This is a genomic window from Pseudomonas parasichuanensis, assembly GCF_021601385.1.
In the GTDB taxonomy this organism is placed as follows: Bacteria; Pseudomonadota; Gammaproteobacteria; order Pseudomonadales; family Pseudomonadaceae; genus Aquipseudomonas; species Aquipseudomonas parasichuanensis.
This window is the reverse complement of record NZ_BQHO01000038.1, coordinates 31,763-51,576: the sequence shown is the minus strand read 5'-3', so window position 1 is coordinate 51,576 and position 19,814 is coordinate 31,763. Positions and strand designations below refer to the sequence as shown.

General features: G+C 64.1%; 15 protein-coding genes, 4 tRNA genes and 1 pseudogene. 16 read left to right on the top strand and 4 right to left on the bottom strand.

Features of this window, described 5'->3' with window-relative positions:
• The first annotated feature begins 665 nt into the window (after positions 1 to 665).
• The 15 genes from L6D77_RS23465 (at position 666) to L6D77_RS23395 (ending at position 14,529) form a co-directional block, all read left to right on the top strand.
• On the top strand, positions 666 to 1,670 hold the full coding sequence (locus L6D77_RS23465; protein WP_232880144.1) for an aspartate-semialdehyde dehydrogenase: 1,005 nt from the start codon (positions 666 to 668) through the stop codon (positions 1,668 to 1,670).
• A gap of 72 nt (positions 1,671 to 1,742) precedes the next feature.
• Positions 1,743 to 4,385, top strand: coding sequence for a motility hub landmark protein FimV (locus tag L6D77_RS23460; RefSeq protein WP_232880142.1), 2,643 nt, complete (start codon positions 1,743 to 1,745; stop codon positions 4,383 to 4,385).
• A 151-nt stretch (positions 4,386 to 4,536) separates the two neighbouring features.
• Positions 4,537 to 5,391: a tRNA pseudouridine(38-40) synthase TruA gene (gene truA / locus L6D77_RS23455; protein ID WP_232880140.1), complete on the top strand. Its 855-nt coding sequence runs from the start codon at positions 4,537 to 4,539 to the stop codon at positions 5,389 to 5,391.
• A 60-nt stretch (positions 5,392 to 5,451) separates the two neighbouring features.
• Positions 5,452 to 6,072 (top strand): phosphoribosylanthranilate isomerase, encoded by a 621-nt coding sequence (locus tag L6D77_RS23450; RefSeq protein WP_232880139.1) that lies wholly within the window; start codon positions 5,452 to 5,454, stop codon positions 6,070 to 6,072.
• A gap of 229 nt (positions 6,073 to 6,301) precedes the next feature.
• Positions 6,302 to 7,195: an acetyl-CoA carboxylase, carboxyltransferase subunit beta gene (gene accD, locus L6D77_RS23445; RefSeq protein ID WP_110995840.1), complete on the top strand. Its 894-nt coding sequence runs from the start codon at positions 6,302 to 6,304 to the stop codon at positions 7,193 to 7,195.
• Entirely contained in the window at positions 7,195 to 8,502 is a 1,308-nt protein-coding gene (gene folC, locus L6D77_RS23440) for a bifunctional tetrahydrofolate synthase/dihydrofolate synthase (RefSeq protein WP_232880138.1), read from the top strand. The genes accD and folC overlap by 1 nt, the downstream gene beginning before the upstream one ends.
• Positions 8,486 to 9,166, top strand: coding sequence for an SPOR domain-containing protein (locus L6D77_RS23435; RefSeq protein ID WP_232880137.1), 681 nt, complete (start codon positions 8,486 to 8,488; stop codon positions 9,164 to 9,166). Before folC ends, L6D77_RS23435 begins: the two co-directional genes overlap by 17 nt.
• Before the next feature lie 398 nt (positions 9,167 to 9,564).
• Positions 9,565 to 10,119, top strand: a complete 555-nt coding sequence (locus tag L6D77_RS23430) for a CvpA family protein (protein ID WP_110995843.1) — start codon at positions 9,565 to 9,567, stop codon at positions 10,117 to 10,119.
• A 42-nt stretch (positions 10,120 to 10,161) separates the two neighbouring features.
• On the top strand, positions 10,162 to 11,667 hold the full coding sequence (gene purF / locus L6D77_RS23425) for an amidophosphoribosyltransferase (protein ID WP_232880136.1): 1,506 nt from the start codon (positions 10,162 to 10,164) through the stop codon (positions 11,665 to 11,667).
• Positions 11,668 to 11,683: 16 nt separating this feature from the next.
• On the top strand, positions 11,684 to 12,895 hold the full coding sequence (locus tag L6D77_RS23420; RefSeq protein WP_232880135.1) for an O-succinylhomoserine sulfhydrylase: 1,212 nt from the start codon (positions 11,684 to 11,686) through the stop codon (positions 12,893 to 12,895).
• The gene (locus tag L6D77_RS23415) at positions 12,892 to 13,665 is read left to right on the top strand and encodes an SDR family oxidoreductase (RefSeq protein ID WP_110995846.1); all 774 of its coding nucleotides are present in this window, start codon (positions 12,892 to 12,894) and stop codon (positions 13,663 to 13,665) included. The genes L6D77_RS23420 and L6D77_RS23415 overlap by 4 nt, the downstream gene beginning before the upstream one ends.
• 235 nt (positions 13,666 to 13,900) lie before the next feature.
• Positions 13,901 to 13,976: transfer RNA gene (locus L6D77_RS23410), tRNA-Val, on the top strand.
• A gap of 80 nt (positions 13,977 to 14,056) precedes the next feature.
• Positions 14,057 to 14,133, top strand: a tRNA-Asp gene (locus L6D77_RS23405).
• Between the two features lie 100 nt (positions 14,134 to 14,233).
• Positions 14,234 to 14,310: transfer RNA gene (locus L6D77_RS23400), tRNA-Asp, on the top strand.
• A 142-nt stretch (positions 14,311 to 14,452) separates the two neighbouring features.
• A tRNA-Asp gene (locus tag L6D77_RS23395) sits at positions 14,453 to 14,529 on the top strand.
• Positions 14,530 to 14,622: 93 nt separating this feature from the next.
• Here the strand turns inward: L6D77_RS23395 and L6D77_RS27620 are convergent.
• Together L6D77_RS27620 and L6D77_RS27615 are read right to left on the bottom strand one after the other, a co-directional pair.
• The gene (locus L6D77_RS27620; RefSeq protein ID WP_373870632.1) at positions 14,623 to 15,342 is read right to left on the bottom strand and encodes a methyl-accepting chemotaxis protein; all 720 of its coding nucleotides are present in this window, start codon (positions 15,340 to 15,342) and stop codon (positions 14,623 to 14,625) included.
• A 135-nt stretch (positions 15,343 to 15,477) separates the two neighbouring features.
• A pseudogene (locus tag L6D77_RS27615) lies at positions 15,478 to 15,675 on the bottom strand (HAMP domain-containing protein); the annotation flags it as partial.
• A 742-nt stretch (positions 15,676 to 16,417) separates the two neighbouring features.
• On the opposite strand from L6D77_RS27615, the gene L6D77_RS23385 reads away from it, so the two are divergent.
• The gene (locus L6D77_RS23385) at positions 16,418 to 17,287 is read left to right on the top strand and encodes a DUF2242 domain-containing protein (RefSeq protein WP_232880133.1); all 870 of its coding nucleotides are present in this window, start codon (positions 16,418 to 16,420) and stop codon (positions 17,285 to 17,287) included.
• 204 nt (positions 17,288 to 17,491) lie between these two features.
• On the opposite strand, the gene L6D77_RS23380 is transcribed toward L6D77_RS23385, so the two are convergent.
• Positions 17,492 to 18,532: an AraC family transcriptional regulator gene (locus L6D77_RS23380; RefSeq protein ID WP_232880132.1), complete on the bottom strand. Its 1,041-nt coding sequence runs from the start codon at positions 18,530 to 18,532 to the stop codon at positions 17,492 to 17,494.
• A 4-nt stretch (positions 18,533 to 18,536) separates the two neighbouring features.
• The gene (locus tag L6D77_RS23375) at positions 18,537 to 19,655 is read right to left on the bottom strand and encodes a nitrilase-related carbon-nitrogen hydrolase (protein WP_232880131.1); all 1,119 of its coding nucleotides are present in this window, start codon (positions 19,653 to 19,655) and stop codon (positions 18,537 to 18,539) included.
• Positions 19,656 to 19,814 lie beyond the last annotated feature (159 nt).

The following is a 19,814-nucleotide window of genomic DNA, read 5'->3' as shown; positions in this document are numbered from 1 at the left end:
GCGATAGGGCCGAAACAAGCAACACATCAACAACAGCCAAACTTAGATAGCAACATCACTGCTCTTGATCTGCTCTTGATCTGCTCTTGATCTGCTCTTGATCTGCTCTTGATCTGCTCTTGATCTGCTCTTGATCTGCTCTTGATCTGCTCTTGATCTGCTCTTGATCTGCTTTTGCTTTTGCTTCTAAGCGCGCGATAGTTCAGGCAACACAAATTGCGACTTCAGGAGGCCGAGCGGAGGTGACTGGAGGGCCCTGGTGCGCAGCACCCTTCGGCGTAAGCCGAAGGCGCGAGATGTAGACTTGCGCAGCAAGTCGTAGGCCGCGCGGGCCCGGAAGGCGCCGGAGTCGAGGGGACCCCGGAGCGCAGCGCAGGGGCCGTATGATGGGAGCGGGCGGCTTTGCCTACTTTGGCCAAGACCAAAGTAGGCCGCCGTAAGGGCGGAAAGGTGACTACGCGTCGCCATTGCCAATGAATGCGCATACATCTATCAAAACCAAAACTCTGAAAGCCGAAGCCGAAGCCGAAGCCGAAGCCGAAGCCGAAGCCGAAGCCGAAGCCGAAGCCGAAGCCGAAGCCGAAGCCAAACCTATCTCCCACCCCACAATCCAAGTAAAGTGCCGCTCCCCGCCGTACCCGCTGAACACAGAAGGAACCCAAGCCATGACCACCCCCGTAGATATCGCCGTAGTAGGCGCCACCGGCGCAGTCGGTGAAACCCTCGTGCAGATCCTCGAGGAGCTGTCCTTCCCGGTGGCCACCCTGCACCTGCTGGCCAGCATGGAATCGGCGGGCAGCAGCGTCATGTTCGCCGGCAAGAAGCTCAAGGTCCGCGAAGTCGACAGCTTCGACTTCAAGCAAGTGAAACTGGTGTTCTTCGCCGCCAGCCCCGCCGTCAGCCGCAGCTTCGCTCCAAAAGCGCAGAAAGCCGGCTGCACCGTGATCGATCTGTCTGGCGTGCTGGACGAGGCCGTGCCCCTGGTGCCGGAAGCCAACCCCGAGCGCATCGCCGACCTGCCGCAGCCCGCTCTCATCACCAGCCCCTGCGCAGGCGCGGTGGCACTGGCCGTGGCGCTGGCACCCCTCAAGGGCCTGCTCGACATCGAGCGTGTTCAGGTCAATGCCTGTCTGGCCGTCTCGGCCCAGGGCAAGGAAGCCGTCAGCGAGCTGGCCCGGCAAACCGCCGAGCTGCTCAACGCACGCCCATTGGAGCCGCGCTTCTTCGACCGCCAGGTGGCCTTCAACCTGTTGCCGCAGGTCGGCACCCCCGACGAGCAGGGCCACACCGCCGTGGAACGGCGCCTGGTCAGCGAGCTGCGCCAGCTGCTGGGCCTGCCTCAATTGAAGATTTCCGTGTCCTGCATTCAAGTCCCGGTGTTTTTCGGCGATAGCTTCAGTGTGGCGGTGCAGAGCCGTCGCCCGGTCGACCTGGGCGCTGTGAACGCCGCACTTGAGGCGGCCGAGAGCATCGAATTGGTCGAGCCGGGCGATTATCCGACGCCGGTAGGTGACGCAGTGGGCCAGGACGTGGTCTATGTTGGTCGTGTACGCCATGGGATAGATGAGGATGAACAGCTCAACCTCTGGCTGACCACCGACAATGCGCGCAAGGGCGCGGCGCTCAACGCCGTGCAGGTGGCGCAATTGTTGATTAAACACATGGCGTAAAAGATACTGATCAGCAATTTTGTCCTGCACCGCAACAGGGTTTTTGGGACGGTTCTTACAAGGGAAGAGTTCATGCTTCGAATTCGCAAACTGGTACTGGCCATCGCGGCAGCCTCGGCGCTGTCGTCCGGTGTGGCAAATGCCCTGGGCCTGGGGGAGCTGACCCTCAAGTCGGCGCAGAACCAGCCGCTGGATGCCGAGATCGAACTGCTCGACGTGCGCGACCTCACCGCAACCGAGATGGCGCCGAGCCTGGCGTCGCCGGAAGAGTTCGCCAAGGCCGGGGTGGCATACCCGACCTACCTCGAAGACCTGACCTTCACTCCCGTGATCAACCCCAATGGCCGCAGTGTGCTGCGCGTCACCTCCAGCAAGGCGTTGCCGGAGCCGGTGGTCAAGTTCCTGGTCCAGGTGATGTGGCCGCAGGGGCGTCTGTTGCGCGACTACAGCGTGCTGCTCGACCAGGCCAAGGCTCAAGGCAGCCAGCCGTCCCAGGCCAACATCAACCCCGCGCAAAGCACCGGCAGCTACACCACCAAGCGTCGTGACACGCTGTGGCAGATTGCTGCGCGCAATGCCCAGGGCGGCTCGGTCCAGCAGGCCATGCTGGCGATCCAGGCGTTGAACCCGGATGCGTTCATCGGCAACAACATCAACCAGCTCAAGACCGGGCAGGTGCTGCGTTTGCCCGATCAACAGCAGGTCCAGAGCATTGCCCAAGGCGAAGCCAATCGCGAGGTGGCCGAGCAGTACGCCGCCTGGCGTGAAGGCCGACGCCTGGGGCCGCGCGCCCGCCAGCTGGACGCCACCCGCCGTGGCCAGGCTGGCGAGGCGCCGGCGCGTATCGCCCAGGGCGACAACCTGCGCCTGGTGGCACCCGGCGGCAAGGGTGCGGCAGGCCAGGCCAAGGCCCTGAACGACAAGCTTGCCGTGGCCCAGGAAAGCCTGGACACCAGCCGTCGCGACAACGACGAGCTCAAGAGCCGCATGGCCGACCTGCAGAGCCAGCTGGACAAGCTGCAGCGCCTGATCCAACTGAAGAATGACCAGCTGGCGCGCCTCGAAGCACAAGGCGCCGAGCCGCAGGCGCAGCCCGCAGAGCCTGCTCCCGCGCAGCCAGCGGTCAATGCCCAGTTGACACCCGCCGAGCCCGTGGTGGCGCCTGCACCTGCTGCGGTCGATACCGCGCCGCCAGCCACACCGACCACCAGCGAAGCGCCTGCTGCCCAAGAGCAGGGCGCGCTCGACGAACTGCTGGCCAACCCACTATTGCTAGGGCTGATCGCAGGCTCGGCGTTCCTCGCCCTGTTGCTGTTGCTGCTGCTCCTGGCACGCAAGCGCAAAGCCCAGCAGGAAGCTGAAAAACACCTGCGCATGGCCCGCGCCCTGTCTGAAGAAGGTGACCGCGGCCCGGACCTGGACCTGCCGCCAGGCAGCTTCGACGGCCTGGACGTTTCTGCACCCAGCGTCACCCTGTCGCCTGCGGTGGTCGCCGCCTCGGCGGCGGCTGCAACGGCTGCCGAGATGCCGGCACCTGCGCCAGCGCCTGCCGCGCCCGCGGTGGACCCGCGCGCCGCGCTGTTCGCCGAGGTTGACGAAAGCCTCGCCCGCGGCCGCCTGAACCATGCCGCAGACCTGCTGGAAGCCGCCGTCGCTTCCGAGCCGCAGCGCAGCGACCTGCGCCTGAAACTGATGGAAGTCTATGCCCGTCAGGGTGACCAGGATGCCTTTGCTGGCCAGGAGCGCAAGCTGGCGCCCGGCGAGCAGAACCAGGCCGAGGTCGCCTCGCTCAAGGAACGCTATCCGGCCATGCTCGGCGTCGCCGCCGTGGCGGTTGGTGCCGCGGCCCTGGCTGCCGAGCTGGACGAGCAATACGTCCAGGACCTGTTGCAGGACCCGGCACCGGCTGTCGTCGAGCCAGAGCCTGAACCGACCGTTGCGCCCGAGACTGTTGCCGAGGCCTTCCCGGAGTCCGAGCCCGAGCCCGAGCCGGCCCCAGTCACTGAAGACGACATGGACAGTGCCTTCGACTTGAGCCTGGGCGATGACCTGCCTGAAGAAGATCCTCTCGATCTGACTGGGCTGGAAGAGGCGGTATCGGCTGCCGCGCTGCCACAGGCCGATGCTGCGCCTGCTGTCGGCGAAACCGATGCCGACGATGATTTCGAAGCCCTGCTGGCCCAAGCTCAGGCCCCGGCGCAGCCGGAGGCTGTCGATGACCTGGCAGATTTCGACCTGGATGTGGGTGAGCCAGAGGCCCCGACCAGCAGCGAGGAGCCAGCAGTGGATGTGGCTGCCGAGTTGGCCGCGTTCGAAGCCATGCCCGAGTTCGACCCGATCTCCGAGCTGGAGCTGCCGGACGACTTCGACCTGTCGCTGTCGCTGGATGACGACTCGCCAGCGGCGCAGAACTTCGCCTCCGAGCTGGACGATGTCAACGCCGAGCTCGACAAGCTGTCGCAAAGCCTCGATGCGCCAGACAATGCGCCACGCTTCACCGCCGAAGACGCAGCCCAGGAGCTGGAACCGCTGGACGACCTGGACTTCGACTTCTTCTCCGGTACCGACGAAGTGGCCACCAAACTGGACCTGGCGCGTGCCTATATCGACATGGGCGACCATGACGGCGCCCGCGACATCCTCGACGAAGTGGTCAAGGATGGCGATGACGGCCAGCGCCAGGAAGCCAACGAGATGCTCTCGCGCCTGGTTTGACCGCTTAAACGATCGCGGGGCAATCCCGCTCTCATGACAGCCCGGTATTGAGGGGCATGTGGGAGCGGGCTTGCCCCGCGATCGTTTCGGCCACCCTGCGGTTTACCGCTATACTGCCCGCCTTTTCGTTCCATCATCAGGTTTCAGGTTCTTGGACATCATCGATAACGCCGCCTCCGAATCCGCGGCCGAAGGCTTCTCCCGCATCGCCCTGGGCGTGGAATACAAAGGTTCGCGCTACCGCGGCTGGCAGCGCCAGGCCAGTGGCGTGCCCAGTGTCCAGCAGGCGCTCGAGCAGGCGCTGTCGAAGGTGGCCAACGAGCCGATCAGCGTGGTCTGTGCCGGGCGTACCGACGCTGGGGTGCATGGCTGTGGGCAGATCGTGCATTTCGATACCCAGGCGGTGCGCGACGAGCGCGCCTGGACCCTGGGCACCAACTTCAACCTGCCCCACGACATCAGCGTGGTCTGGTCCAGGCCGATGCCGGCGGATTTCCATGCCCGCTTCAAGGCCAATGCGCGGCGTTACCGCTATGTCATCTACAACGACCCGATCCGACCGGCCCACCTCGCCGAAGAAGTGACCTGGAACCACCGGCCGCTGGATGTCACGCGCATGGCCGAGGCCGCGCAACACCTGCTCGGCACCCATGACTTCAGCGCCTTCCGCGCCAGCCAGTGCCAGGCCAAGTCGCCGGTCAAGCACATCCATCACCTGCGCGTCACCCGCCATGGCCAGATGATCGTGATCGATGTACGTGCCACCGCGTTCCTCCACCACATGGTGCGCAATATCGCCGGCGTGCTGATGGCCATCGGTACCGGCGAGCGCCCGGTGGAATGGGCCCGCGAAGTGCTCGAAGGGCGTGATCGCCGCGCGGCCGGGGTGACCGCGCACCCTTATGGGTTGTATTTGGTGAAGGTGGAATACCCGCCTGAGTACGAGCTCCCGCAGCGTTACATCGGCCCACACTTTCTCACCGGTTTCGAGGCGTTGCTGGACTGACGGGGCAAAGGTCATTTGCTACCATCGGCGCTTTCATCGATCACTCAAGGTTGGCTGTCCATGAGCAACGTTCGCAGCAAGATCTGCGGGATTACCCGCATCGAGGACGCCCTCGACGCTGTCGAGGCCGGCGCCGATGCCATAGGCCTGGTGTTCTATGAAAAAAGCCCGCGGGCCGTGGACGTGTGCCAGGCCCGGGCAATAGTCGAGGCGTTGCCGCCGTTCGTGACCACCGTGGGCTTGTTCGTCAATGCCTCGCGTTGCGAGCTCAACGAGATCCTCGAAGTCGTTCAGCTGGACCTGCTACAGTTCCACGGCGATGAAAGCCCGGCTGACTGCGAGGGTTACCACCGCCCCTGGATCAAAGCCCTGCGTGTGCGCCCTGGCGATGACCTCGAGGCTGCCTGCAAGCACTACGCCGGCGCCCGCGGCATTTTGCTGGACGCTTACGTACCGGGTATCCCCGGCGGAACCGGCGAAGCATTCGACTGGTCATTGATACCGCAGCACCTGAGCAAGCCGATCATCCTGGCCGGCGGCCTATCGGCCGATAATGTCGCCCAGGCCATCCGCCAGGTGCGCCCGTACGCGGTGGATGTCAGTGGTGGCGTGGAGCAGGCCAAGGGCATCAAGGATGCCGCAAAGATCGAGGCCTTCATGCGGGCGGTGCGCCAGGCGTGATGGCGGATGTGACGGCTGGCCGCGCGCCATCGTCCATAGGTTTCGCAGCCCGGTGTTGCCAGGCTGCGCCTGCAAGGCAGCGGCCCAGGCCATCGGCGTAATTATTGGAGGTGGGGCGGTACATGGCGCAGTCATGGCCGGCCCATCGTCGTTTCAAAGCAGAATTTGAGCTCAAGGGCAGGGCGGGGCAGGCAACGCCTCCCGCCAGCCACTACTGGAGAAAGAAAGCATGAGCAACTGGTTGGTAGACAAACTGATCCCTTCGATCATGCGTTCCGAGGTGAAGAAGAGCTCGGTGCCCGAAGGGCTGTGGCACAAGTGCCCGTCCTGCGAGGCCGTGCTGTACCGTCCGGAGCTGGAAAAAACCCTCGATGTCTGCCCCAAGTGCAACCACCACATGCGCATCGGCGCACGTGCGCGCATCGACATCTTCCTCGACCAGGACGGCCGTGCCGAACTGGGCGCCGACCTGGAGCCGGTCGACCGCCTGAAGTTCCGTGACGGCAAAAAGTACAAGGACCGCCTGACCGCTGCCCAGAAGCAGACCGGCGAGAAAGACGCACTGATCTCCATGAGCGGTACCCTGATGGGCATGCCGATCGTGGTCAGCGCCTTCGAATTCTCCTTCATGGGTGGTTCGATGGGTGCCATCGTTGGCGAGCGCTTCGTGCGCGCCGCCAACTACGCTCTGGAAAACCGCTGCCCGATGGTGTGCTTCTCCGCCTCCGGTGGTGCGCGCATGCAGGAAGCGCTGATCTCGCTGATGCAGATGGCCAAGACCTCGGCGGTGCTGGCGCGCCTGCGTGAAGAAGGCATTCCGTTCATCTCGGTGCTGACCGACCCTGTCTATGGCGGCGTATCCGCCAGCCTGGCAATGCTCGGCGACGTGATCGTCGGCGAGCCGAAGGCGCTGATAGGCTTCGCCGGCCCGCGGGTCATCGAGCAGACCGTGCGCGAGAAACTGCCAGAAGGCTTCCAGCGCAGCGAGTTCCTGCTGGAGCATGGCGCCATCGACCTGATCATCTCCCGTGACGAGCTGCGTCCGCGCCTGGCCCGCCTGCTGGCCCAGATGACCGGCCAGGCAACCCCGGCAGAAGCCCGCGAGGCGGCTGCGGTAGCGTGATGAGCCAGCGCAACCTGGGCGAGTGGCTCGCCTACCTCGAACAGTTGCACCCTACGGCCATCGACATGGGCCTGGCGCGTTCCCAGCAGGTGCTGGCGCGCCTGCAGTTGGGCAAGCTGGCGCCTCGGGTAGTGACGGTCACCGGCACCAACGGCAAAGGCTCCACCTGTGCTTTCGTGGCCTCGTTGCTGCGCGCCCAGGGGCTCAAGGTCGGGGTCTACAGTTCGCCGCACCTGTTGCGCTACAACGAGCGCGTGCTCATCGATGGCGTCGAAGCCAGCGATGAGCAGCTGTGCGAAGCTTTTGTCGCTGTCGAAGCGGCGCGCGGCGATACCTCGCTGACCTATTTCGAGATGGGCACCCTGGCGGCGTTCTGGCTGTTCAGCCGGTCGCAGCTGGATGCCGTGGTGCTCGAGGTGGGCCTGGGCGGCCGGCTCGATACGGTCAATGTGGTGGATGCCGACCTTTCGCTGGTCACCAGCATCGGTGTCGATCATGTCGACTACCTGGGGGACACCCGCGAACTGGTGGCCTTCGAGAAGGCCGGGATCTTGCGCCAGGGCAAGCCGGCCCTGTGCGGTGACCTGGATCCGCCGCAACCCCTCTTGGACAAGGCGAGCGAGCTGGCATGCCCGTTGTTCCTGCGTGGGCGCGACTTCGACCTGGCCAGTACCGAAAGCCACTGGCAGTGGCATGGGCGCAAGGCCGACGGCACACCGTTGGAGCTGCGCGACCTGCCGCTGCTCGACCTGCCCATGGAGAACGCTGCGTTGGCCCTGCAGGCCTTTGCGCTGATGGATTTGCCATGGGATGAGGCGCGGGTGAGGCAGGCGCTGCTGGATACCCGCATCACCGGTCGGCTGGATCGACGGTCGCTGGTATTCAAGGGCAAGCGCGTTGAGTTGCTGTTGGATGTGGGCCACAACCCGCATGCGGCCGAGTATTTGGCGCGCCGCCTGGCGGCCCGCCCGCCGAAAGGTCGGCGCCTGGCTGTGTTTGGCCTGTTGGCCGACAAGGATCTGCAAGGTGTGATCGAACCCTTGCAGGGTTTGGTCGGGGATTGGGCAGTGGCGCCGCTGGATACGCCACGCAGCCGCCCGGCTGAGGAACTGGTCAAGGCCTTGACGAACCTCGGTGCGACAGTGAAGTCTCACCCTAGCGTCGATGATGCCCTCGAAGGGCAGTGCGCCCAGGCGACGGCGGATGACCAGATCCTGCTGTTCGGTTCGTTTTTTTGCGTCGGCGAGGCCCTGGCCTGGCTTGAGCGGCAGGCCCCAGAGGATGGAGTAGATGGCAGTGCTGGATAAAGGGATGAAACAGCGCATGGTGGGTGCGCTGGTGCTGGTGGCGCTGGCGGTGATTTTCCTGCCCATGCTGTTCACCCGCGAAGACGAGATGCGCCAGGTGCGCGTCGAGGCGCCGGAAGCGCCAGCCATGCCGAGCCTGCCTCAGGTACAGGTTGAGCCGGTACAGGTGCCGGAGCCGCAGCCATTGCCGGAGCAGGCTGATCCGGCGCCGGTGGTCATCAATGAGTCGACTGCGCCAGTGACCACGCCAAGCCAGCCCATCGCGCCAGCGCCCCAGGCCCAGGTGGCTGTTGCCCCCAAGCCGCAGACGCCAGTGCCGACGCCTAAGGTTGAAGCCCGTCCAGCAACTGCGCCTGCGCCAGCCCCGGCAGTCACGGCGGCGGCGACCAAGCCGGCCGCGCCAGACAAGATCGATGTCAACGGCCTGCCGGTGAGCTGGTCGATCCAGTTGGCCAGCCTGTCCAACCGCGCCGGTGCCGAAAAACTGCAAAATACCCTGCGCAGCCAGGGCTATAACGCCTACATCCGTTCGGCCGGTGGCATGAACCGGGTGTATGTGGGGCCATTGATCGAGCGCGCCGAGGCCGAGCGCGTGCGTGACGTGATCAATCGCCAGCAGAGCCTCAAAGGCATTGTCGTGCGCTTCCAGCCAGAACGCGGCTGAAGCCATCGCGGGGCAGATCGCAGCGGCGCACCGCCGCTCCCACGGGTATTGATGATTGTGCAATCCCTGCAGGAGCGGCCTTGTCGGGGCGCCGGACCGGCCGGAAAGGGCTGCAGAGCAGCCCTGGCGATTTCTGCTTGCGTGCTGAAAACCCGGGGCCGCGCTGCGACCCTTTCGCGGCACAAGGCCGCTCCTGCAGAAGGACAGTTGCTCCCCCAGGCAGCGCATGGCTTCGGACTTGCCTGCAATAGGGCCAGCACAGGCGTTACGGCCCGCCCTGCAAGGCGCAAAGCTGTCCCTGGAGTCAGCCTGCAGCCCTTCAAACTCCTGACATTCCGCTTACCCCAAGCCCGCTGCTCTGGTAAAATGCGCCGCCTCAAACGTCGGCAGGCAGCACCGTGGCATTTACCTGGGTTGATTGGGCGATCATCGCGATCATCGCCATTTCCTCACTGATCAGTCTCAAGCGCGGCTTCGTCAAGGAAGCCTTGTCTCTGGTCATCTGGATTGTCGCCGGGGCGCTGGCCTGGATGTTCGGGGGCTCGCTCTCGGTCTATCTCGAAAGCTACATCCAGACGCCCTCGATGCGCACCATCGCCGGCTGCGCCATTCTTTTCGTCGCCACCTTGCTGGTGGGGGCCATGCTCAACTTCCTCATTGGCGAGCTGATCCGCGTGACCGGGCTGTCCGGCACCGATCGTTTCCTCGGCACGGCCTTCGGCGCCGCGCGCGGGGCCTTGCTGGTGGTGGTGGCTGTCGGGCTGCTCAGCCTGGGGCCGGTACAACAGGATCCGTGGTGGCAGGAATCACGCCTGATACCACAATTTCTATTGGTAGCCGATTGGTCGAAAAACCTGATTCTCGGGTTCACCGGCCAGTGGATGTCCAGTGGGGTCAGCGCACCCGTTGACCTTCCGTTCAAGGAACAGTTGCTCGGGCCGGCAAAGCCCTGAGCGCTATTCACTCAAGTTTCATCAAAGTAGGGGTTGCGTCGCATGTGTGGCATCGTCGGTATCGTCGGTAAGTCGAACGTCAATCAGGCGCTGTATGACGCGCTTACGGTCCTCCAGCACCGCGGCCAGGACGCTGCCGGTATCGTGACCAGCCATGACGGCCGGTTGTTCCTGCGCAAGGATAATGGCCTGGTGCGCGACGTCTTCCAGCAGCGCCACATGCAGCGCCTGGTCGGCAACATCGGCATCGGTCACGTGCGTTACCCGACTGCTGGCAGCTCCACCTCGGCCGAGGCCCAGCCGTTCTACGTCAACTCGCCGTATGGCATCACCCTGGCGCACAACGGCAACCTGACCAACGTCGAGCAGCTGGCCAAAGAGATCTACGAGTCCGACCTGCGCCACGTCAACACCAACTCCGACTCCGAAGTGCTGCTGAACGTGTTCGCCCATGAGCTGGCGGTGCGCGGCAAGCTGCAGCCTACCCAGGAAGACGTGTTCGCCGCGGTCTCCCACGTGCACAGCCGCTGCGTTGGTGGTTATGCGGTGGTGGCGATGATCACCGGCTACGGCATCGTCGGCTTCCGTGACCCCAACGGCATTCGCCCAGTGGTGTTCGGCCAGCGTCACACCGACGAAGGCGTCGAATACATGATCGCCTCGGAAAGCGTCGCGCTCGACGTGCTCGGCTTCACCCTGATCCGAGACCTGGCGCCGGGCGAAGCGGTGTACATCACCGAAGAAGGCCAACTGTTCACCCAGCAGTGCGCGAACAACCCCAAGCTGCAGCCGTGCATCTTCGAGCACGTCTACCTGGCCCGCCCGGACTCGATCATCGATGGCGTCTCGGTGTACAAGGCCCGCCTGCGCATGGGCGAGAAACTGGCCGAGAAGATCCAGCGCGAGCGCCCGGACCATGACATCGACGTGGTCATCCCGATCCCGGACACCAGCCGCACCGCTGCGCTGGAGCTGGCCAACCACCTGGGCGTGAAGTTCCGCGAAGGCTTCGTCAAGAACCGCTACATCGGCCGTACCTTCATCATGCCCGGCCAGGCCGCGCGCAAGAAATCGGTGCGCCAGAAGCTCAACGCCATCGAGCTGGAGTTCCGCGGCAAGAACGTGATGCTGGTGGACGACTCGATCGTGCGTGGCACCACCTGCAAGCAGATCATCCAGATGGCCCGCGAAGCCGGCGCCAAGAACGTCTACTTCTGCTCCGCGGCCCCCGCGGTGCGCTACCCCAACGTCTACGGCATCGACATGCCGAGCGCTCACGAATTGATCGCCCACAACCGCACCACCGAACAGGTGGCCGAGTTGATCGGCGCCGACTGGCTGATTTACCAGGACCTGCCGGACCTGATCGAATCGGTCGGTGGCGGCAAGATCAAGATCGAGCACTTCGATTGCGCGGTGTTCAACGGTGAGTACGTCACCGGCGACATCGACGACGCCTACCTCGAGCGCATCGAGCAGGCCCGTAACGACCTGGCCAAGGTGAAGACCCAGGCGGTCAGCGCGATCATCGACCTGTACAACAACTGACTTTGGGAGCGACGGCATGACGGATCAATGGGATGCCGGGCGACTGGACAGTGACCTCGAGGGTGTCGGCTTCGACACCCTGGCGGTCCGCGCCGGTCAGCACCGCACACCGGAGGGCGAGCACAGCGAAGCGCTGTTCCTGACCTCCAGTTATGTCTTCCGCACGGCCGCCGATGCCGCCGCGCGCTTTGCCGGTGAGACACCGGGCAACGTCTATTCGCGCTACACCAACCCGTCCGTGCGTGCCTTCGAGGAGCGCTTGGCGGCAATGGAAGGCGCCGAGCAGGCTGTGGGTACTTCCACCGGCATGGCGGCGATTCTCGCCGTGGTCATGTCGCTGTGCAGTGCCGGTGACCACGTGCTGGTGTCGCAGAGCGTGTTCGGCTCGACCATCAGCCTGTTCGAAAAGTACTTCAAGCGCTTCGGCGTGCAGGTTGACTATGTGCCGCTGGTCGATCTGAACGGTTGGGAGAAGGCTATCAAGGCCAACACCAAGCTGTTGATCGTCGAGTCGCCGTCCAACCCACTGGCGGAGCTAGTGGACATCACCGCGCTGGCCGAGATCGCCCATGCCCGTGGTGCCATGCTGGTGGTGGACAACTGCTTCAGCACTCCGGCATTGCAGCAGCCGCTCAAGCTCGGTGCCGACATCGTGTTCCATTCGGCTACCAAGTTCATCGACGGCCAGGGCCGTTGCATGGGGGGTGTGGTTGCCGGGCGCAGCGAACAGATGAAAGAAGTGGTGGGCTTCCTGCGCACTGCCGGGCCGACCCTCAGCCCGTTCAATGCCTGGATCTTCACCAAGGGCTTGGAGACGCTCAAGCTGCGCATGCGTGCCCATTGCGAGAGTGCACAGCGCCTGGCCGAGTGGCTCGAGCAGCAGGACGGTGTGGAGAAGGTGCACTACGCCGGGTTGCCGAGCCATCCGCAGCACGAACTGGCCAAGCGCCAGATGAGTGGTTTCGGCGCGGTGGTCAGCTTCGAGGTCAAGGGTGGCAAAGAGGGCGCCTGGCGCTTCATCGATGCGACCCGGGTGATCTCGATCACCACCAACCTGGGTGACAGCAAGACCACCATCGCCCACCCGGCCACCACCTCCCACGGTCGTCTGTCGCCGCAGGAGCGTGAAGCGGCGGGTATCCGTGACAGCCTGATCCGCGTGGCTGTCGGCCTGGAAGACGTGGCCGACCTGCAAGCCGATCTTGCCCGCGGTCTGGCGGCGCTGTGATCGACTGGAAGGGTGGCGAGCCTGGCCATAATGGCCGGGTGGCCCTGGTCACCGGTGCCGCGCGCGGCATCGGCCTGGGTATCGCCGCCTGGCTGATCTGCGAAGGTTGGCAAGTCGTCCTCAGTGACCTGGACCGCCAGCGTGGCGCCCGGGTGGCCAAGGCGCTGGGCGACAATGCCTGGTTCATCAGCATGGATGTGGCTGATGAAGCCCAGGTCAGTGCCGGGGTGTCCGAAGTGCTCGGGCAGTTCGGCCGGCTGGATGCGCTGGTCAGCAACGCGGCCATCGCCAACCCGCACAACCAGACGCTGGAAAGCCTGTCGCTCAGCCAGTGGAACCGTGTGCTGGCGGTCAACCTCAATGGCCCGATGCTGCTGGCCAAGCATTGCGCACCGTACCTGCGCGCCCATGGTGGTGCCATCGTCAACCTGACCTCGACCCGTGCCCGGCAGTCCGAGCCGGATACAGAGGCCTATGCGGCAAGCAAAGGTGGGCTGATGGCATTGACCCACGCCCTGGCGATGAGCCTGGGGCCGGAAATCCGCGTCAACGCCGTCAGCCCCGGCTGGATCGATGCCCGTGACCCGTCGCAGCGTCGAGCCGAGCCCTTGACTGAGGCCGACCATGCCCAGCACCCGGCGGGCAGGGTAGGGACGGTGGAGGATGTGGCGGCCTTGGTGGCATGGTTGTTGTCGCGCCAGGCAGGGTTCGTCACCGGCCAGGAGTTCGTGGTCGATGGCGGCATGACCCGCAAGATGATCTACACCTGAGCGACAAGCTTTTAGCTTCAAGCTGCAAGAAGGGACCGCAAGGTCCCTTCGTTGTTTGTCAGGGCTGAAAATGGGCCAGGCAATGGCTGCGCTTTTTCTTGACGCTTGCCGCTTGTAGCTTGCCGCTGCTTTTTCATCTTTTTTGAAAAAAATTCAATGGGGCTATTGACTTAGCATCGGTACCTGCGTAAATTTCACGGCCTCAGCGAAGCAAACGCAACAAGCAACATCGCGGGGGTGATTAGCTCAGCCGGGAGAGCATCTGCCTTACAAGCAGAGGGTCGGCGGTTCGATCCCGTCATCACCCACCACTTCCTGAGAACGTTCCTGGTTCAGCAAGCTTCGAAAGAAGCAGCTGGCAGAGAGGAACAGGACGCAAGTCCAGCTATGCGCGGCGGTAGTTCAGTCGGTTAGAATACCGGCCTGTCACGCCGGGGGTCGCGGGTTCGAGTCCCGTCCGCCGCGCCATTTTTCAGTAACAGATGGGTGCCTGGCACCGGTCTGAGGCCGAAGGCAAATATGCCTGAGGCTGATCCCAGTTTCAATCAGGCGCAAGCTTGAACGATACGCAGCGGTAGTTCAGTCGGTTAGAATACCGGCCTGTCACGCCGGGGGTCGCGGGTTCGAGTCCCGTCCGCTGCGCCATCTTACGTTTTGAACTCCTTGAACAGTTCGAAGCAAAACAGAAAAGGCGATCTCGCATCGCTTTTTTTGTGCCTGGCTTTCGCGTCCAAGATGCTTGAAAGCCTGGATCCCAGTTTCAATCGGGTGCAAGCCCGAGCGATACGCAGCGGTAGTTCAGTCGGTTAGAATACCGGCCTGTCACGCCGGGGGTCGCGGGTTCGAGTCCCGTCCGCTGCGCCATCTTAAGTTCTGAGCCCCTTGAACAGCTCGGAACAACAAAAAAGCGACCTTAAGGTCGCTTTTTTCGTTTCTGCGATGGGCTAGGCTTCTGGTTCAGAGCCTGAAATTGCCAATAAACCCCTTCAGCTCAATGCTCAACCGCTCAAGTTCCTGAGCGGCCTCCCCGATTTGCCGGGTGGCATCGAGCGAGTGCTCGGCGATATCACCCAAACGCTCCACATTTCGGCGAATCGACACCACGACTGTACTTTGCTGCACGGTACTGGCGGCAATCTGCTGGTTCATGCCCTGAATATCGTCAACGCTGGCGGTAATGACCTGCAGGGCCTTGCTCGCCTGATTGGCCAGCTCGACGGCAGTGCTGGCTGCGTGGCGGTTGCCCTGCATGCTTTGCACTGCGTGGCGGGCACCGTCCTGCAGGCTGGCGGCCAGTATTTCAATCTCGGCAGTGGAGCGCTGAGTGCGCAGGGCAAGACCGCGCACTTCGTCAGCCACCACCGCGAATCCACGCCCCGCTTCGCCTGTGCGCGCAGCCTCGATGGCCGCGTTCAGGGCCAGCAGGTTGGTCTGCTCGGCCACCGACTTGATAACGGTCATGATGCCGCTGATCTGCTCGGCAGAGGCGGACAACTGTTGAACGGCCTCGGTGCTGCCGGTGATGTCGTGGGCCAACTGGGCAACCTGGCGCTGGGTATCGCAGACCACCTGCTGGCTGAGTTCGGCCTTGTCGGTGGCCTGGCGGGTCGCCTCGCTGGCCCGCGAGCTGTTGTGTGCCACCTCCTGCACGGCGCAGGCCATCTGGTTCATGGCCACCGCTACCTGGCGGGTTTCGCACTGCTGGCTGGCGGCGCCGCTGCTGTTACGTTCGATCACGCCAACCAGGGCCGTCGAGGCTTGTGACAGCTTTGCGCAGGCCTGGCCGATCCGGCACAGGGTGTCGCGCAGGTTGGCGCTGCTGCGCTCAAGGGCCTGGAGCAACTGGCCGAACTCGTCGTGGCGCTCGCTATGGTTACTTGCGCTCAGGTCGCCTTCACCCATTCGCCGGGCCATGCCCAGGGCCTGCTGCAAGGGCGTGCAGATCTGCCGGATCAGCAGCCATGCCGCCAGGCAGGCCAGCAGCAAGGTGCCGCAGAACACAGAAAGCATGAGGCTCATGCGCTGGCCGCGATCTGCGGCACTGAGCTGGTTCTGCCAGGTGATGAGCTGGTCGATCTGTTCGATGGCCGCAAGCACTTCTGTTAGGAGCCGTTTGCCCGTGGGGCCGGCCAGTGTCTCGGTGCCCGCTTCGAGGCTGTGCTGCAGGTCTCTCTTGTAGCCGCTCATGATCTTGCGCGTGGCGTAGAGAAGGGCCTGCGATTGGGGAGAAGGCATCAGCGCCAGATTCTCGTCAATCAGCCCGTTCATTCTTCGGTGGGCCTGGCGCAGGTTTTCCAGCTCCGCGTGTTCGCCGCTCAGCGCAAGGGCCATCTGTGTGGCGCGGATGTCGTTGAGGTTGTCGAGAACATAGCCCAAAGATACAAGGCGTTCAGCCCGGTGTGTCATGGTGCCGATGCTACTGATTGCCGTCAGGACGAGGAGGGCAACCAGCAAGACCAGCGGGGTTAGGCTTAGCAGTAGTTTCAGACGGACCGGTAGATTTGTCACCAGCGATTTCCTTGGGCATTCAGGCAGGCGATCGAGTCTAGCGAGGCAATTCACTTTTCTGGTTAGGGGGCTTTTGTGAGTGATGTATGAAAAATCGCTATTGATTGCGCGAAGGTTCTAAGTGCCCCGGCGAGCGTTATCCGCGCCTTTACATGAACCTTGCGCAATGTTCGCCCTTTCAAGGTTTCGGTGGCTCGTGGATGTGTTGCACAATAGGCACCGTTCGATTTACCCGGAATTCACGATGTCCAGATCATCCGTCTACGGTGCGCTCGGGCTGGCCCTTGTGCTGGCGGGCGTATCGGGTTGCTCCTCGAAGAAGGCTACCGTGTACGAGCACGAGAACTTCGACGACTCGGGCACCTTTTCGCGCAGCTTCCCGGTCAGCGAAGCGGGCTCCTGCGAAGCTGCCCGTCGCGCCCTGCTCAGCCAGGGCTACATCATCACCAGCAGCGATGCCAACCAGGTGGCCGGCAACAAGAGTTTTCAGCAGAACGCCGAAAACCACATGCAGATCAGCTTCAACATCACCTGTGTGCCGGACATGAGCGACAAGCAGCGTTCGACCATGTTCGCCAACGCCCTGCAGGACCGCTACACCCTGAAAAAATCCAATACCTCCGCCAGCCTGGGGGTCGGGGTGCTGGGTTCGGTGTCGATGCCGATCGGTTCCAGCGACGACTCGATGGTCAAGGTCGCCAGCGAGACAGTGGCCGCGCCACAGTTCTACGAGCGTTATTTCGCCCTGGTGGAAGGCTATCTGCCGAAACCGAAAAAGGTGGTGAAGGCCGATACCCCTGCCGAGCCGCCGAAGGTGGACAAGCCAGCGCCTGACCTGGGGCTGCCCGAACCTGCGCCAACCTCGCTGGCACCTGCCCAGCCAGGTGCGGCTCCACTGGCAGCCAGCGCCCCTGTGACCGTGCCTGCCGCAACCGAGGCCAGCACACCTGCAGCCCCTGCTCCAGCCGCTGCCGTGCCCGCCCACGAGGCGCCAGCAGCACCGCTGGTGGACGACAGCCAGGGTTCGCAACCGGTCGCACCGCCCGTCGAGGCGGCCCCGATCCAGGTCCAGCAACAGCCTGCGCAAAGCGAAGCGACACCGTCTTCGTTGTGAGCTGTCGCTAACTTCCCGGTGGCCTGCTACGTTTACCGTTCATGGGGCTGTAATGGTTCCGTCATCCGCCCCGCTTAGGGTGACGGTGGAACCCATGAACGAAGAACGAGGAAGCACGCAGATGGACGACTACCAGGAAGAATTGCTCGAATTCCAGGCCTATGAACTGGATGTGCCAGAGCCTGCGGACGACGCCACCGAGCTCTAACCCACCTGCCGCTGATGGCGGCGATACTCCCCCGGCGTTACGCCCGTCCAGCGCTTGAATGCGCGCTGGAAGGCTTCGGCCGATGCAAAGCCCAGCAGATAGGCGATTTCGCCGAAGGCCAGCTCCGTGTCGCGGATGTAGGTCTCGGCCAGGTCGCGCCGTGTGTCGTTGAGCAGGTTGCGATAGCGCGTCCCTTCTTCAGCGAGCTTGCGCCGCAGCGTCCAGGTGGGCATCTGCAGGTGCTGGGCCACTTCCTCCAGATCCGGTTCGCGACCGCCATTGAGCAACGGCCCCAGCAGGTGGGTGATGCGTTCGCCCAGGCTGCGCACCCGGGTGCGCTGGGCCAGTTCCGTTTCGCACAGCTGCAACAGGTGCTGCCAGGTGCTCGGGCAGTGATGCGGGTTGGCCAGGGCCAGGGTGGCATGGCCCAGGCGCAGCTGGTTGGCCGGGGCGCCAAACTGCACGCTGGTGCTGCACAGGCGCTGGTATTGATCGGCATAAGCCGGCGCTTCGAATTCGATCTCCAGGCGCTCGGCCTGGATCGGCCGGCCGGCCAGGCTTGACAGCTGCTCCAGCCAGCCGCCGAGCAGCGAGTCGACCACGAAGCGGTTGTAGGCGTTGTACGGGCTGATGGAGTAAAAGCGCAGCCAGGCACCTTGCGGGTCTTCGTGAAAGCTCGACTGGCCACGGTAGTTGGCGGCATACAGTGGTTCGAATCGCAGCAGCGTGCGAGCGGCCTCGCCGAGGGTCGGTGCCTGGGCGGCGGTGACGCCGGCCAGCCCAGCCTGGGCCAGGCGGCTGAGGTGGCCCATGCGCAAACCGAGGGCAGGCTCTGCACTCAAGTCGATGGCGGCATGGCCCAGGTGCATGTAGCGCGGGATCGACAGGCGAGCCCCGGGTTCGGCCAGGCGCCGGTTATCCAGCCCATAGCGCAGCAGCAGCGGTTGCGGGTCGTGGCCAAGCTGGATGAGCGCTTCGGCCAGGGGCTGGACAAAACCTACAGACAGGTCTCCCAGGCGCACGCGCGGACGGGGCATGGCGTTACAGCCACAGGTTGAGCAAGCGGGCGCCCTGGCTGGCGCTGCCCGCCCACAAGGTGCCGGCCTCGCTGGCAAAGCCCTGGCCGCCACCGCTCTGCTCCCAGAACTGCCCGCGCATGAACACGCTCATGCTGGCGGCGCCGTCGCTGGCCGCCTGGGTCAGCCGTTGCCAGGCCTCCTGCTCGCTGACCTCGCCACGCTGCAACGGCAGTTCGGCCGCCGCGGCCTGGTGGCGGTTGCCGCGCCAGGGCAGTTGCCAGCGCTGTTTGCCACTGAGAAACACCGGGTTGGCGATCAGCTGCACCGACTGCCCGGCCAGTAGCCGATAGTTGTCCGGGTACCAGCTGTCACTGCCCACCAGCACGCCCAGGCGCCCGGCGGGCGTCTCCAGCACCTGCAGCGGCTGCTGGCGGCCATGGTGGATGTAGCGGCGGGTTTCGCTGTCCGGGTAGCGCTGGTATTGCGGCTGCCCCAGTACGCTGCCGTCAGCGGCGAACACCAGGCTGCTGTTGAACAGCGGGCCGTTGCCGGCATGCAGCACGCCGTTATTCACATAAGGGGCGGGCAGGACGATCGAGCCGGCCACCAGGGTGACCCCGAATTCCCGCGCCAGGCCGCCGAACAGCTGCTGGTAGTCGGCGGCCATCTGCGCCGCCTTCATGCGCAGCCGCGCGTCACTGCGGCGGTCGTCGCCGCTGGCCGACAGCATCGCCAGGCCATAGCGCAGCGGGTTGCTCAGCTCCAGCCATTGCCAGGCCTCGCGGTCGCGGGTGGCCTGGTACAGCTCGTTTTTCTCACCACGGGCCCACAGCCAGGTGCCGATATGCTCGGGCAGCACCACCACGGTACGGGCATTCACCAGGCCCTGGTCGCGGGCCTGCTGCAGGTACGCCGACAGCTTGCGATGCAGGCGCGCAAGGTTCTGGTAGTCGCCTGGGTACAGCAGCGGCTCAACACCCAGGAGGTTGCCGTGCTCGCCCGGCACCCCCTGGTTGAGCGCCAGCTCGATACGCAGGTCGGACAGGTAATGGCCTTCCGGCCGCTGCAGGGTCCAGAAGCCGTAGCCGCAAAGGCCGGCGATGATGACCAGCGCCAGGGCGCCGGCTAGCAGTTTTCGCATGGAGCGGTTCAGCGCAGTGGGGAAAGAGGAGGTTAGGGTAAGCCTGCTGTGCAGCAGGATCAATAAGTTGTCAGTTTCGATCATTGAGCGCATTCAAACGCCTGTTTAATGTCGGCCACAGACAAACGACGGGGCCCGCCTTCGAGGTTCCGCATTCCG